Raw genomic sequence first — 16,343 nt, 5'->3', positions numbered from 1 at the left:
TGTCATTCTTACTACGTGAACTCTAAAGCAATAAACCCATGCAAGCATTCGATTCATTGAAAGGAAAAACAGTCGTGATTACAGGCGCTTCCAGCGGAATTGGGAGAGCTGCCGCAGAAGCTTTTGCACTCCAAGGCGCTCGAATTGTTCTTGCGGCTAGAGGAGAAAGCGCCCTAAACGAAACCCTGCAACTCATGCGAGATTTGGGCGCGAGCGCGATAAGCGTTCCCACCGATCTAACACAAAGGGATCAGATAGAAAATTTAATTCAAAAAGCGCTTCAATTTAATGCCCGAATTGACATTTGGATCAACAATGCGGGCGTGATGGCCACGGGCCATTTGGAAGACATGCCGTCAGAGGCATTGGATCAAATTATTAAAACAAATCTCTTGTCTGCGCTCCATAGCGCCAAAGCTCTCCTTCCAATCTTTAAAGCTCAAAACGAGGGTGTACTGATAACCAATATCTCGGTTTCAGGCCATATGCCTATTCCCTACGCGACCGCCTACAGTGCATCCAAATTTGGACTCAGAGGTATGATGGAGGCGCTCGAATCAGAAGTATCCGATTATCCCAACATACACTTGGTATCACTTTACCCAGGGATGCAGCGCTCAACAGGAAATATGCACAGTGCAAAGTATTCAGGGTTTGATATGAAAGTACCACCCTTCTCTTTTGACCCTAGAGTGCTCGCCAACCAAATGGTTACGCTCGCGAAGTATCCAAAAAGAGCGGCAACAACCGATTGGTCCTCTTTATTTTTACAATCCGCCTACAGCCTGTTTCCAAAAACCATGATGAAATCCGGCTCGTGGGTTCTTAGAAAACTAATGGACAAAGACGGCGCCCAAACCAATGGGAATCTTTTTGTTCCTTCCCGTGCTCCCCATAGAATTTACGGGGAAACGATGCTACCTCCCCCATCTAAAAAAACCAAAAAAATTCTTCTAGCCGGAGGCTTGCTTTCGCTAGCTTATGCCGTATTTGCATTTTCGAGAGGCAAATAACTCAGAACTCTTAAAAATCCTTTCAAGATTCATCACAAGTAGAAAAGTGCCAAATAGAACAGGGAGACCGTATTTTCCTAGCCCCTGATCGGTGGACACCCTTGGTTTCACTCGCGCCCTCTTTTTCATAAAAGTAAATTAGGTAGCATTTATTTAGACTTATTAAAAATAATTAATACTTTTGCAGCACGATCTACCAATCTATGCAGTCAAAAGTTCCGCCTTTTCGTCCTTCTCTTTTCAAATGGGTATCCTTACTTTTTGTTTTGATTCCAAGTCTTGGCTTTGCACAACTACTTGAAGGAGTAGTTTTGGACAAGGAAAACCGGGTTCCCCTCACCAACGTTCGAATTCAAATTGAAAACACGCAGACTTGGACTCTCACCGATCGCCATGGACTGTTTCGTATAAAGTATCAACCTGGCGAAACGCTTGTCTTTAATCGAAGCAATTTAATTTCTATTCAAAAGACGTATTCACAAATTCCCAGTAGAAAGGTCGCAATTGAAATGGATCGTCTCTCGGCCCGAATTGCAGAGGTGACCCTATCGCAAAAGAAAAAACAATACTCTGAAATTGAGATTCGGGAGGAAGCTTTAAAGAATATACAAGCCTTTTCTGTAAACGAAGTTCTAGAACAGCTTCCCGGTCAAAAACTCATGAACTTAAATCTGAACGAGTTTAAACCCATAGCCTTTCGAACTGTAACCCCAACCACCGTCAGCAATGAAGGCTTTGGAAATAAATCGTTTGGAACCTCTGTGGTGATCGATGGGATTCCCCTCTCGAACAATGAGAATATGCAGACCTACAACTCGACTTACTCTGGTCTCTTCTCACCAAACTCTATTGGTTTTGGAGTCGGTGGAGGAAGCAATGGCTATTTTTCCAATTCGAACTATGGAGTCGATCTTAGAGAAATCTCCACGGACAATATTGAAAAAATTGAGGTAATCCAAGGAGTCGCCTCCGCTCGGTATGGAGATCTTACCTCTGGGGTGATTGCCATCACTCAAAAAAAAGGAGAAACTCCGCTTCGAGCCTACGGGGCGTTTCGAGATGGAACACAGGAATACAATCTCAGCAAAGGGTTCAAGCTGAGTGAAAAAGCTGGATTTTTGAACCTAAATGTAAATTACTTAGATTCGAACACCAATCCCAGAACCAAGTTTAATGTTTACCAAAGACTTACCACCAATGCAATCTGGTCGTGGAACAGCACAAACCGCCGACTTCTAAATACTTTTTCAGTTTCTTATTCTAGCAACCTCGACGATGCCAACTTTGAACAGGAGGATACTTCGATGAAAATAACATCGAATAAGAAACGAGATCTTCGCCTTTCCAACACGCTTAAATGGCGTTTTGAAGACTCTTTTTTTGACAACTTAAATTTTAGGGCAAGTTACTCCAGTGGATATCAGTTCTCACACGATTCTCAACTCGTCAACATTGGTGGAGAAGTCGTGGGTACCTCAACAAAGGAAGGTGTGTATCAAGGATACTATACCCCTGTGAGCTATCGCCAAACGAAAGAAGTGGAAGGAAAGCCTATCCACTTATACAGTGCACTGGATCTTGGAAAGAAATTTCAGACCGGCAAATGGAACCACAATACGTCACTTGGGATCGATTTTTCATTAAGTGACAACAAAGGTCAGGGACGACTGGGCTCTCCAGAAACCATGCAAAATCAATTCGCAAATGGAACGGGAGGCGGTGGAATTGCTTTTAGACCCTATAATTTCGGAGACAATGTAAAAGCAGAATCGCAAGTGGGACTCTACGTAGAGGACAATATCTACCGCAAATTCGACTCCGTTCTTTTCAACTTATCGGTCGGGCTAAGAGCCGATTACCAAAATGAAAATTTCTTACTCGCCCCTCGTATCAATACGTATGTGATTTACAACAACTTTAAACTTAGGGGAGCCTTCGGGATTTCTTCCAAATCACCTTCGCTTAATATGATCTACACAGGTCCTAGAGTATTTGACGTCGTGCTTGGCGATGTGAGACTACCCGGCTACTACAACCTTAGCGTCGTTCAAACCTTTATTGACCAGGCGGACAACAAAAATTTAAAACCCTCACGTGGGATTCGTAGTGAAATCGGAATGGATTATAAGTTCCCTTTTGGAAACATCGCCCTAACGGCATTTTACAATAAACTTTCCAACGGGTTTACCACGGAGCGTTACGCGACTCGGCGCGATTTGGCTGACATCGAGTTTCTCTATAACGGGGCAAGCGCCCCCACTTACGAAATTTCAGGGTACAGCGATTATTACTTCATCCAAAACAAAGCCTCAAACAATTTAAATTCGAGCGACCGAGGACTGGAACTTCTCTCCTCCATTAACCGCCTGTTTTTAAACTCACTCAGCCTTGATTTGCAAGCGTCCTATACGGTAACCAAAAGCAATTCAAACACCGATTCGTTCTATCGATCCAAAGACCCGCAGTCCACTGAAATCTACGGGCTTTACCGCTCCTACGAAACCACCCACGACCAGCTGATCTTAGGGGGCGCCTTAAATTACCGCATTCCGAAAGCCGGAATGATCTTTAGCCTGCGCTCTCAGCATTACCTTATAGACGGTAACGCCTTTTACAACCCTAACACTCCATACGCCTACCTAAATCGCGATTTAGATAAAATCCTTCTGACCCCCGAGCAGATCTCGGATCCTAACCAATTCGCGCACATTAAGTCGGGCAATACAGATCAGGTGGAGAATAAACTCGATAAAGTTTACCACAACCTAAACCTCAAGATCACCAAAGAATTTAGAAGCGGCTTTAGACTCTCCTTTTATGGCAACAACTTTCTTGATTTAAAACAAACCACACGCGTTTACGAAAACGGACAGTACGTGAAACGACTTCAGCCCGGGCTCCTTGACTTAAGCTTCGGCGCGAAAATCGAATACGAATTTTAATCCTTCAAATGCCTCACCAATGAAAAACCTTCTTTACAGCCTTTTTGCTTTCTTAATCGTCCTCTCCTGCCGAGACGACGACTTCGGCAAAGGCGCCACTGCCTTACAACCCGTGGATTTCACCGTGAGCACTCACTACGATTCCGACTTGAATGCGGAGGCCTCACCAGGCACTACAGTGGTTCTTACCAATACAGGGACGGGGGACGTGTATACGCAGAATGCCAACGAAACCGGCCAGGCCGCTTTCACTCAAATACTGCCGGGAAACTACACCGTAACGGCCACCTCCACACTGAGTAGAGACCAATTTACGCAGCGCTTTGGCTACGACCCGCAGGTGCCTGAGGTGCACTTTAACGGCGTTCAAGAAAACGTGACGGTGAACGTGAATGTGACCTCGACGCTCGTGGCATTAAAAACGGCGCGGTTAGGAAATTTGGTGATTAAACAAATTTACTACTCGGGCTCCCACACCACCCAAGGGGCGATGTTCCGAGATCAATTTATTGAAATTTACAACAATTCCAACGAGACGCTCTACGCCGATGGCCTTTACATTGCGCAGCTTTTTGGAAAAATCAACACCACGACCGCGGACTATACGCTGCCTAACGGACAATACGATTGGTCCAAATCCCTCGGCATGAGTCTAGGCAGTAAAGCAAACACCGACTACGTCTACGCGGACTATGTGATTCAGATTCCCGGAACCGGAATCAGCTACCCTATTGAGCCCGGAGAAAGCTTCTTAGTGGCCGCAACGGGGGTAAACCATAAAGCGCCCCTACTAGATAACACGGGAGACCCGATCGAAGTGCGCGACCCAAGTCTGACGGTGGATTTAAGCGGCGCCGACTTTGAGGTGTACCTGGGAGACTTTAGAGAAAGCATCGGTGAGGCGGTCTTTAAATCCGACATTCAAAATCCCGCGGTTCCCGACGTGCAGATTGCCTACTGGGGGATTCCGGGATACTATTCTAACAACAAGGATCTTTTAATGGATTCTTTTGGAAGGGACAGCTTTGCCATCTTTAGAACCGAGGACTTTGCTTCCTTTGGCGCTTACACCAATCCTAGCGTGACGACGGTAAGTTCCAATTCCAGCTACTTTAAACAAATACCAAGCAGCCTTCTTATTGACGGCGTGGAACTTCAACATTACAACCCGAGTTCGCCAAGGCCTAAAATGCTAACCTCCTCCGTGGATGCAGGCCACACAAACACGGATGCTGCCTACAATTCCCAAAGTGTCATCCGCAAAACCAAAACCACCCTACCGAGTGGAAGAAAAATTCTGGAAGACACCAATAACAGTTCGAACGACTTTATTAAACTGGAAAAAGCGACCCCTAAAGGCTTCGCCAATTAACAATGAAACGACTCTTACTGACCGGATTTATCCTCGGAACTAGCGTGCTCTCAGCACAACTTAAAGACACTCTTAATGTGGCTCAAACGGCGCTGCACCAAAATTACGAGCGTGCGCTTAAGCAAAATCCTTTGCAGGTCACCAATTTAAATTTGGCTACTTACACCCTCACTAAGCTCTCGCACGAAGTGGTAGATGCGGGACTCAAACGGGTGCAAACCCCGGAGCAGTCTACGGCCTACCGGTTTGAGGCAAAAGGGATTTACAACCCGAGTGAAAAACTAAGACTCTTTGGCCAGTTTGGGTACGAGCACCGGATGGAAAAAAACATGGGTTATAACCTCAGTTCCAGACGCACCGATTCGGATTTGGTTTTAAACCCCAATTACCTGCTGGTTCCCAAGCCAGCCGATTGGGAAACTCAGAATTACACCCTAAGCGGCGGGGCCACCTTAAAAGAGGGGCCACTCAGATTGGGCGCTGAAGGATACTATAACGCCCAGAGTTCGTATCGAAAAGCCGATCCCAGACCCTCGGTCCTTACGGCCGACTACGGCGCAAAACTGCGCGCGGGTTATCAGCTGGGCGCGCACCAATTATCCCTTGTTGCCGGCGTGGGGCGCAGCACCGAGACCAACGACGTGATGGCCGTAAATGAGTACATTAATGCCCCCGCCTATCCCGACACCTACGTTCGTTTCTCGAACGGCTACGGTCGCGTGGTTAACTTTCAATCCTATTCGGACTTTTTATACAAGACCTACAAGTACCAGTTCGGAGCAGGCTACCAATACCACACGCTGCAGTCTGAGCTCAATTTAAACTACGAATACCGCTATGCTCTGGAGGAGATCTTTGGCAAAGACGCCAATAGCCAGGTGTATATCGATCCTCAGCTCCTCAAAATGAAATACCGGCTTATGGAGCATGCCACCTTTGGGACCTTTCTCACACACATTGGTGCGCATCAACTATTAGCCGACTTTGGCGTTAGCATTAAAACCGGGGACAATTACAATAAGGAGGAAAAGGGTCAGAACTACCGACTGACTTCTGATAAATTCTTTTTAAACACGCAGCTGACGACCCAAAATAAAAAGGGACTGAACTACGGGCTTCGTTTTTCAAATGCCCTGCATTTCTTTAGGGCGCGAGACCTTCTGGGCGTGACCGACAAGATTGCCGATAGCTGGACGATGAAACTTAGCGGTCTGAAAGAAATCTACCAAAACCCAAAAGCCACCCTCAGCCTCGAATTGGGTCTCCAGCAGTACATCCCGCTAAAGACCAGCTTAAATTATGCAGCGGCCTCCTCCGATTCGTTCTTCTACACGAACGTCATTTCGCCGGATCACCTTTACGAGGGATTAAGCAAAACCGGAGGGTTTTTAGAAGTCGCATTCCTTGGAAAACTCAAAAAAGACTCGAATTATAAGATTTTCGCTAATTTTGAGGGCTTATTTAAAAACGGCAGTTCAAGTGAACTTCCGGACCATTTTAACCGTCCTTACAGCTCTGCCGAGTTTGGACTTGTGATTTATTATTAAAGACTATGAAATTTGTACTTCCGCTTGTCGCGCTTCTGGTTTTAGTTTATTCCTTCACTCCGGTGAATGAATCCACGCGCGCCGACCGAGGCATTGATTTAAGAGCCCTGTACTCCAGCGGAGATCCCTCCACTTGGCCAGAAGCTCATTTGTTTGAGGAGGCTCGCGAGGGTTTTCAGGACATTGGCCCCCTTCCCAAACCGAAATTCCCGAAAGACAATCCCTACAGCAAAGAAAAAGAAGAACTTGGAAAAACTCTCTTCTTTGATCCTCGACTTTCTGAGTCCGGCCAAATTTCGTGTGCCAGTTGCCACGATCCGGAACTGATGTGGGCAGACGCAAGAAGAGTCGCGTATGGCCACGATCGCCAACTAGGCATACGAAACACCCCTACACTTGTAAACATTGCGTACGCCACTTCCTTATTCTGGGATGGGAGAGCAAAGGATTTAGAAGACCAAGTGAAATTCCCAATTGAAAACCCAGTGGAAATGAATATTCATTCCAAACTTGCCGTAAAACGAATAGCCAAGATAAAAGCGTACAGACCGCTTTTCGAAGAGGCTTTTGGCGAAGGGAAAATCACACAAGACAAAATAGACAAAGCCATTGCAACCTTTGAGAGGACCCTTTTAAGTCCCGCTACTCGTTTCGATCAATTTGTAAAAGGAAAAAAAGACGCACTTAGCGATTCCGAAGTTCGAGGACTTCATCTCTTTAGAACCAAAGCCAATTGCATTAACTGCCACAATACACCCTACTTTTCAGATCAGAAGTTTCACAATGTAGGACTTACTTATTTCGACCGTGAATACGAAGATCTAGGACGCTACGAAATCAGCAAAAACAAGGAAGATGTCGGGAAATTCAAAACGCCATCTCTTCGAGAAATCTCTCACACTGCCCCCTACATGCATAACGGATTGTTTCCCGATATTCGTGGCGTATTAAATATGTACAACGCAGGAATGCCCAATGAGAAATGGAAAGAAAGCGGGCGGGGAATCTCACCAGAAAAATCCGGTATGCTAACCAGTCTTAATCTTTCAGAAACTGAACTTGTGGACCTTGAAAACTTCCTTAAATCGCTCCACAGTTTACGTTACAAAATGAGAGCTCCCGAGCTTCCAAAATAATAAAATTATACACAATAAATAATCAACAAATAAAGTTATGAAAAAATTAATCCTTCTAACCGGCCTGTTCTTAGCCTCCCTTACTCTAAATGCTCAAGTAGCGGATATTGCCCCTGCAACCAAGGGTCAAGAGTACGGTTCTGGTGTTAGTGAAGCTCAAACCTTCGATGTATACAGTGCAGACAAACTTGTTCGCGAGATGTCAAGTAAAGACAAATTAGAAAACCTTGTGATCCGAGCAGAGGTAAGCGGAGTCTGTGAAAAGAAAGGATGCTGGTTAACCCTTGTTAATGACATGGACACACGCGTGTTTGTAAAAATGAAAGACTACGCATTTTTCCTTCCTCAAGACATTATGGGAAAAACCATTCTCTTAGATGCTGATGCGGAAAAGATGGTGACTTCGGTTAAAGAACTTAAGCACTACGCTCAGGATGCAGGAAAATCTGCTTCAGAGATTGCAAAAATCACGAAACCACAAACAGAGATTCGCGTGCTTGCTTCAGGCATCAAGGTCGTAAACTAAACGACCCCTTTCTCTAGTCAATTTGTAAGAGCTGTTTTCTAAAAAAAGAATTCAGCTCTTTTTCATTTGCCCCAAACCTTAAAAAATCAAAAGACCACTCAAAACAGTGGTCTTATATAAGTTGCAATGTAATTTCAGCTCTGAACTAGGTATTTCAAGAACGAATTTTGAAAGGTAGTCTTTTACATTCTTTGTACGGTTGAAATCCCCAGAAGGCCTAAGGCTCGCTGAATAACCCTCCCTGTTACAAACGAAAGAGTTAAGCGTAAGTTCTTTTGCTCCTGCTCCCCATTTAAAATGGGAGTATTTTGGTAGAATGCGTTGTAGGATTTTACGAGCTCGTATACATAATTAGCGACATGTGCTGGTGAAAGAGCATCCGCTGCTTTCCCTACCACTTCTTTATAATTGGAAAGTACTTGAATCAGTTCTTTCTCATACTCATTTAGTTCACCAGAGAAAGAGATCTCAGTCGAGTCCTCGAAGCCTGCCTTACTAAGTAAGGACTGAATTCGTGCATAAGTGTACTGAATAAAGGGACCTGTATTTCCGTTAAAATCTATGCTCTCTTTTGGGTTAAAAAGCATCTTCTTTTTAGGGTCCACTTTTAGCATGAAGTATTTTAAGGCTCCTAGACCCACAGCCTTGTAAGAGGCCTCTTTCTGCTCCTCGTTTAAGGATTCAAGCTTTCCTAATTCTTGCGCTTTCTCTTTGGCTGTAAGGTACATTTCCTCCATTAAATCGTCTGCATCTACAACCGTCCCTTCTCTAGATTTCATTTTACCCTCGGGAAGCTCCACCATTCCATAGGACAGGTGATAAAGTTGATCTGCCCAAGAATATCCTAATTTCCCTAATATTTTGAAAAGGACTTGAAAGTGGTAATCCTGTTCATTTCCAACGGTATAAATTAACTTATGGATGGGATTGTCTTTAAATCGCTGCACTGCAGTTCCTAAATCTTGCGTCATATACACGGAGGTTCCGTCAGAGCGAAGAAGGAGCTTTTCATCCAATCCCTCAGCAGACAGATCCACCCAGATGGATCCGTCCTCACGACGTGTAAAGACTCCCTCATTGAGTCCTTTTTGAATGATATCCTTTCCTAATAGGTACGTATTGCTTTCGTATTGGACCTGATCAAAATCAACTCCAAGGTTCTTGTAGGTTTCTCCAAAACCCTCGTAAACCCAAGAATTCATGGTATTCCATAAATCACGAACCTCTTGATTTCCTTTCTCCCAGTCGAGTAGCATCCGCTGCGCTTTCTTAATAGAAGGGGCTTCTTTTTTTGCCTCTGCTTCCGAGAGTCCGGACTGCATTAATTCCTTTATTTCCTGCTTATACTTCCTATCAAAAGCAACATAGTAGTTTCCCACCAATTTGTCACCTTTAAGTCCCGTGGACTCAGGGGTTTGTTCTAGTCCAGATTCCTGCCACGCAAGCATCGACTTACAGATATGGATTCCACGATCATTTATAATTTGAGTTTTGACCACATGATAGCCTGCTTCTTTCAAAATAGCAGCGACCGAAAACCCTAAAAGGTTGTTTCGGATGTGCCCTAAATGCAGAGGTTTGTTTGTGTTCGGCGAGGAATACTCTACCATCACAGTCTTCTCTTTCTGTTCAATTTGATCGAGTCCACTTTGGGTGGCTAAAAGTTCTTTCAGAAAGAACTCATCTTTCAACTTCAAATTCAAAAACCCTTTCACCACATTAAAGTCATGAACAAAATCTGTATTGCCCGTAAGGGCTCCTCCCAATTCCAAACCAATTAAATCAGGACTCTTTTTCAATAGTTTTACAAGAGGAAATATCACCACTGTGAAATCTCCCTCAAAATCCGTTTTGTTGTCTTGGACCTCGAGTGTGATGTCATTAATTTGATATAAATTCTGAATTAACTCAGAGAGTTTTTTCTGTAGTGTGGCTTTAATTGTCATTTCTAAGGGTTTGTTATGCAAATATACTGCAAAATAAAAAATCGACTCATGAAACATGAGTCGATTTCGGCTAATTCATATTAGCCTCTCTAACTTGATTGAAAAAATTACAAGTTATGAAGCAGGAATATCCTGTGACTTGGTTTTGTTTTAATTGGGAAGGCATTTCAAAAAGGCCTTCACACTTGAGAGTTCGTTTTCTTTTAACTTCGACTCTTTTACGCAATTGGAAAGACCCTTTTTCCCTTCTGGGAAAAGACTTTCTAACCCTTTGCCTTTCTTCGCAATTTCATAGAACGTATCTCCACTTTGGATGTAATACGTCGTAGAACTAGGTACAAAACGGCTTGGCAATTGAATTTCAAGGGGAGTGCTCGCTTGTTTGGCTTCTTTGAAATTGACTTTGTCTTTTCTATACAAAGTGTAAGTTGGCGTCTGCTCCACTAAGAACAAATACCCTAACACCTTCTTATTTCCATCCTCATAGGACACCAAACGGGCCTTATCTCCCTTTCCTATCCAATTGATCTCCTCAAATTCTGGTTCTTTTTTGAGAACAAATACTTCCCCATCTTTGCTTACTTCGATCTCGTCTTTGTATGCATCGTAACGTACAGGCCACTGCCCTTCCACGCCTTTAATTTGCGCCTCTATGAATTTATCATTCAAATAGACCGACCCTTCTACTTCATTGTACTGGACAGATTTTTTAGAAAGGACGGAGCGAAGTCTATCGCTTTCAAAGGAGTCTCCACCTGAAGCCCAATTTTGAGCAAAGGATACGATACAGGAAACAAGACAAAAGATAAGTATGATTTTCTTCATGGATAAGATTTAAAATGAGCAACTTTTGAGTTGCTCATTAATTTTAATTTTTAGCAAGCTTTGTTCTTATTTATACCAGAAAGGGGTAAGGTCGCTTGCTCTATCAAACACATCGTCTCCCGTCATTTGAGGTACATTCGCCGCATTCGCAGAATATTCTGATGCAGGATATACAAGTCTAAACGGTTTGGTTGTTTTTGAAGTTGATAAAGAAAGTGGCGTTACAGGGTACCCCGTTTTCTTGTAATTAATAAAGGTTTCAAGTGCGTTGTAATTGGTAAGTGCAATCCATCTTTGGTATTGAATTGCTGCCAATTGATCTTCTTTCGTTAATCCCCAACCTACTTGTGGTTTGGCCGTAATCGCAGCTAAGTATGCGGTTGCATCTACCGCTGTGAGTCCGTCAGCCACAAACGAAGCTTGTACCGCTTTCTCAAAATGCGATTGACCTCCTGAGAATGTACCTGGATAATAGACAGCAGCTTCGGCTTGAAGTAGTTCACTTTCCGCAAGGAACATGACCACACCGGGTGCACTAGATCCCGTACCGGCCGCTTGGGCAAAGATTCCACCGAAACCGGAGAAGTTTCCGTTTGCACGTTTGGTGCCATCTGGGCAGTCGTCAACAGCTTTGACAGCTCCTTGAACAAGCCCTTGGTAAGATACTATTTTTGTACAATACTCCGTCGCCGTTGCAAAGAGGAAGCCCGCTCTAGGGTCTACTACCCCGGCTGTAATTTTATTTACGTCCCCTGTTAAGGTTTTCACAATATGGTCTGAAGCGCGATATAGCAGGTACCCTCCTGTATTGGAAGATCCGGTCGCTGTTTGTCTACCAAACCAGTTGTATAAAGGGTTCTGACTTGCAGCCGTGGAGGCATTGTATCCCGGTTGAATTTTTACATCCGCCGTTAAAAACTGTGCTCCTGCAAGTTTTCCAAGAATTTCATTTCTGGTCGCTACTCCAGTACCGTCCGTGGTATTGGATAATCTTACTGCATACTTTAAGAGAATGGTATTTGCGAATTTCTTCCACTCAGCCATTTTTCCGCCAAGCATGACATCTTCCGTTGCGCTCACCGCAAAATCAGCACTTCCGCTGTTATTGATAAGAGTGATCGCTTCCATTAACTCAGTTGCCAAGGCCTTATAAACATCTGCATCGTTATCGTATGTGGGTGTTACAAGATCCGCTTCTTGAAATGCTTCGGTATACGGGATGTCCCCGTAAAGATCCACAATGTATTGCATGTAGTACGCTTTCATAATCTTAGCAATGGCCACGTGATTAGGTGCTTGCGCGGCCTGATCTGAATCGATCATCACCTGAAGGCGCGTCACTGCACGGTACATATCGTTCCATATACCAGCATAAAAGCCTGAATGGAGCGTTAAGTTGGTTTCATCTGTAGCGGGATTTCCGTACTGGTAATTGTTCCCTGTCCATGCGTTCATCCACAGATTTCCAAGGGCATTCATTCGACCTGCCTGAATCGCGTAGGTTGAGGTTTGTGCCGCGGCTAACCTTTGCTTTAAACTAATGGCAGAAGATACGGGTTTGTTTGGATTTAAATTATCATCCAACCTGCACGACGTTAAAGCTAGAAGTCCAGCTAACGACGCGATTATATACTTTTTCATATTATTCGAGATTAAAATTTAACATTTAATGAGAAACCGTAGGTTCTTTGGTTAGGGTATTGCGTACTGGTCGCAATTCCTTTCGCATTCCCTGAGGTGAAACTCGTTTCCGGATCCGCATAGTTTAAGTTGTCATCCGCGTACTTCACAAATGGATTTCTCGCATGCACTCCGAAGGTCAGTTCGTTCATACCTGTACCGGCAAGAATGTTTTGAGATAAAGAATAACTAAGCGATAATTCTCTAACCTTGAATGCGGTCGCATCAAATAGGAAGTTCTCACCAATACGGTTGTAGATACTTGAATAGTAAGAAAGTACACCACCGTAGTCTGCGTGATTACCTCCTACATAGACATCCGTATTGGGAACGTAGGTTCCACTACCGTTATCGTAAACCGATCCTGGAATGATATACCCTTGGGTTCTATCCATTTGTCCAGACTCATAAATAGTTCCGTTAAAAGAAAGCCCATTGGCCACATCCCCAACAAATTTATGTCCGGTTCTGTAATCCATTACCACCCCTAATTTCAGTCCTTTGTATCGTACGTTGGTTGTAAATCCATAGGTATGTTTCGGCACCGCAGTGGCAGCTTCCACTAAATTGGAAGTCACAAGTGGATTTCCTGTTGCGGAATTCACGATAATGTTCCCATTTTCGTCACGCTGCATCATGTTTACTTTAATGAGCGGGAACAAGTATCCTTCTTTTGCGTAAATACCTGCTCTTGATCCTAATGTAAGTAAACTTACTTCGTCGGTTTCGTCGGTCACCTTAAGTACCTTCGATTGCGCCGTATAATATGAGAAGTTCATATCCCACGTAAAATCTTTCGTGCGAATAGGAGAAACGCCTAAATCAATTTCTAAACCTTTGGACTGCATCAGACCAATGTTAATTAATTTGGTGTTAATCCCAGAGGCATTCGATGTCGTTTGAGTGGTAATCAAATCATCAGTATCTTGTTGGAACACAGATCCGGAAAGTGTGATCCGGTCTCTTAAGAATCCTAATGCTAAGTTAATCTCCTTACTGGTTACGAACTCTGGACGAATCTCAGGATCCGTTGCATTCAGTGAATTTACATACGAAAGACTACCGTTGGTGTACGGAAATCCGCTTCCAATCTCTGAGATCTGGTTGATACCATACCAACCGATAGAACTTGAGTTCCCTACACGCGCCCAGTTAGCAGACACTTTCATGTAGTTAAGTACATTTCCACCAAAATCCCATGCTTTTGTTGGAACAAAGGAAAGTCCTACAGAAGGATAGAAGTATGAATTGTTGTCTTTTGGAAGCACAGAAGTCCATTCGTTTCTTCCCGTTGCATTTAAGAATAGGAAGTTTTTATACGCTAAGTCTAAGTTACCAAAGAATGCGTAAGAGTTTCTTCTGTAAGTTCCATTTTCAAGGGCTGTTGCCGCGTAGGGTTTGGTTACGTTTGAAATGGAATATAGTCCTGCAATGTCAAGGTTCGTCCCTCCCGCTTCAGACACTTTGTATTGTCTTTCTTGGTAGTTATTTCCCACCGTTAAGTTCATGTTCAAATCTTCGGTCAAGTCGTAATTGAAATTAACGAGTAAATCGCCGTAGTATCTCAAATCATTCGTTTGACGAATATTTAGGTTGGAAACAATGGAACTAATGTAAGGTCTGTAATCCGGGTGAATCAACGAGTTAGACCAATCGTCTTGGTACTGAGTACTTGTTGTATTGTTGTTCTGTATGTTCCCCGTGTACTTTACGGAAATATGATCGTTCACTTGATACCCCAAGGACGCGGTTGCATTTAAGAAATTTCCAGAATAATTGCTTCGGTTATGCTTAATGTACCAGTACGGGTTTAAATAATAGATATTCCATGCATAGGCATTGTCCGGATAGTCTTTGTACGCCGTAACTGGAATGTCTGGTGCCGATTGAAGTAAATCCCAATAAAGACCTCCATTGGTTTCAGAAGTCGTTCTTCGAATATAATTCACACTTCCGTCGATCGTCCACTTGTTCACCTTAGCTCCCCCTTTAAAGAGTAAAGAGGTTCTTCGGTTCGTATCATCCTGGATTACAAAGTTCCGATTCATATGAGAAATATTCAAAAGGGCATACTTCCCTTCACTTCCCGCATTAATCGTTAAATCATTACTAAAGACAGAACCCATTTTAAAGAACTTCTTCACCTCATCTCTCGCCTCATACCTGCCGGCAATCTGAGCTGGAATGTCTCCAGAAGTCATATCGTCGGAACCGTAATTCCAGCTATCCAAATTAAAGAAGCCATCTCCGTCATAATCGTAAAGTGGATATCCATAAGTGGTCATAGATCCATCAAAAGCGGGACCCCACGCCCCATTTTCATATTGGTCTCTCGCACCGTCCCAACCTTGGCCGTAGTTTGTTTGTCGAATTGGAAGCTTCGCAACTTGTTCAAAATCTACAGTCCCACTGTAATTTACAGTAAGACCTCGTCTTGATCCTTGCTTCGTGGTAATCACAATCACCCCGTTTACCCCGTCTGATCCATACAGGGCTGATCCTTGCGCCCCTTTAATTACGTTTACCGATTCAATAACATCGGTAGGCAACTGTTGAAAGATCGAGGCCGTGGAGATTGCCCCGTCTATTACGATCAGTGCTTCGTTGTTCCCTGTAATGGAACGAGCTCCTCTCAGCTGAATGGAGCTTGAACTGTTGACACTGCTATTGGTTTGAGTAATCTGTAACCCCGATACCTTCCCTGTTAAAGCTTGAATTGGATTCGAGTTCGAGGCTTGGTTTAAGGCCTCAGCCGTTACAACTTGCTGAGCAGAAGTTTGAGCATCAACAATTTTTTTGATACCCAAGGCTCCGGTAATGACTACCTCACCAATGTTTTGAGTTCTTACCGAGTCCCCTTGTTGCGCATTCACGAGCGCAAACGAAGAGGTCAATACAACGGCCAGAACGCTAGTTGTTAATTTCTTCATATCAAATTAAATTTTTTGGATATTCAAATGTGCAAATATTTGTTAAAACCACAAAGGGTTTTGTTAAAAATTTCTTAATAAATTTTAGATAATGAACGAAAATGTCAGATTGAATACATTAACCACAATATGAATCGCATTCATATAAAACTTTGTGAACGCCCGTCCTAAGCGACTTGACAGAAAACATTTATGATATTTCACCTTCTTAAATGAAAGGAAATATTCATTCTACTAAAACCAACATTCCTTTACTCAGAATTAGAAAACACATGAAAAAAAAGCAAACTATTGAATAAATCGCATTGGATAGTAAGGTCAGATCTCCCGTAACCATACTACATACTGAAAACGATTGTGAGTAACAATCCTTTGATCCAGCATCAATCGTTAAAAAAGAAAGAAACTTCGAGGGTTTGCGAAAGC

Annotated in this window: 10 protein-coding genes; 6 read left to right on the top strand and 4 right to left on the bottom strand. The window is 43.5% G+C overall.

Features of this window, described 5'->3' with window-relative positions; genetic code table 11:
- Window positions 1–38: 38 nt before the first annotated feature.
- The 6 genes from ACX3PZ_RS04610 (at window position 39) to ACX3PZ_RS04585 (ending at window position 8,536) form a co-directional block, all read left to right on the top strand.
- Window positions 39–1,013, top strand: a complete 975-nt coding sequence (locus ACX3PZ_RS04610; protein ID WP_459083378.1) for an SDR family NAD(P)-dependent oxidoreductase — start codon at window positions 39–41, stop codon at window positions 1,011–1,013.
- A gap of 203 nt (window positions 1,014–1,216) precedes the next feature.
- Window positions 1,217–3,955, top strand: coding sequence for a TonB-dependent receptor plug domain-containing protein (locus ACX3PZ_RS04605; protein WP_459112002.1), 2,739 nt, complete (start codon window positions 1,217–1,219; stop codon window positions 3,953–3,955).
- 19 nt (window positions 3,956–3,974) lie between these two features.
- Window positions 3,975–5,327 (top strand): DUF4876 domain-containing protein, encoded by a 1,353-nt coding sequence (locus ACX3PZ_RS04600; protein ID WP_459083376.1) that lies wholly within the window; start codon window positions 3,975–3,977, stop codon window positions 5,325–5,327.
- Between the two features lie 2 nt (window positions 5,328–5,329).
- On the top strand, window positions 5,330–6,874 hold the full coding sequence (locus tag ACX3PZ_RS04595) for a DUF6850 family outer membrane beta-barrel protein (RefSeq protein WP_459112001.1): 1,545 nt from the start codon (window positions 5,330–5,332) through the stop codon (window positions 6,872–6,874).
- Window positions 6,875–6,879: 5 nt separating this feature from the next.
- Window positions 6,880–8,010, top strand: a complete 1,131-nt coding sequence (locus ACX3PZ_RS04590) for a cytochrome-c peroxidase (protein WP_459083374.1) — start codon at window positions 6,880–6,882, stop codon at window positions 8,008–8,010.
- 37 nt (window positions 8,011–8,047) lie between these two features.
- Window positions 8,048–8,536 (top strand): DUF4920 domain-containing protein, encoded by a 489-nt coding sequence (locus tag ACX3PZ_RS04585; protein ID WP_459083373.1) that lies wholly within the window; start codon window positions 8,048–8,050, stop codon window positions 8,534–8,536.
- A 182-nt stretch (window positions 8,537–8,718) separates the two neighbouring features.
- On the opposite strand, the gene argS is transcribed toward ACX3PZ_RS04585, so the two are convergent.
- The 4 genes from argS to ACX3PZ_RS04565 all read right to left on the bottom strand — a co-directional run bounded on the left by argS (window position 8,719) and on the right by ACX3PZ_RS04565 (window position 15,917).
- Window positions 8,719–10,482 (bottom strand): arginine--tRNA ligase, encoded by a 1,764-nt coding sequence (argS, locus tag ACX3PZ_RS04580; RefSeq protein WP_459083372.1) that lies wholly within the window; start codon window positions 10,480–10,482, stop codon window positions 8,719–8,721.
- A gap of 150 nt (window positions 10,483–10,632) precedes the next feature.
- Window positions 10,633–11,307 carry a hypothetical protein gene (locus tag ACX3PZ_RS04575; RefSeq protein ID WP_459112000.1) on the bottom strand — a complete coding sequence of 225 codons (675 nt, stop codon included), beginning with the start codon at window positions 11,305–11,307 and terminating at the stop codon, window positions 10,633–10,635.
- Between the two features lie 66 nt (window positions 11,308–11,373).
- A complete protein-coding gene (locus ACX3PZ_RS04570) occupies window positions 11,374–12,948 on the bottom strand; it encodes a SusD/RagB family nutrient-binding outer membrane lipoprotein (protein ID WP_459083370.1) in 1,575 nt (524 codons plus the stop codon).
- Between the two features lie 11 nt (window positions 12,949–12,959).
- Window positions 12,960–15,917 carry a SusC/RagA family TonB-linked outer membrane protein gene (locus ACX3PZ_RS04565; protein WP_459083369.1) on the bottom strand — a complete coding sequence of 986 codons (2,958 nt, stop codon included), beginning with the start codon at window positions 15,915–15,917 and terminating at the stop codon, window positions 12,960–12,962.
- Between the last annotated feature and the right edge of the window lie 426 nt (window positions 15,918–16,343).

It is taken from the genome of Chryseobacterium sp. A321, from assembly GCF_054489265.1.
Note: the sequence above shows the minus strand (reverse complement) of the source record. Positions and strands in the feature narration are given on the sequence as shown.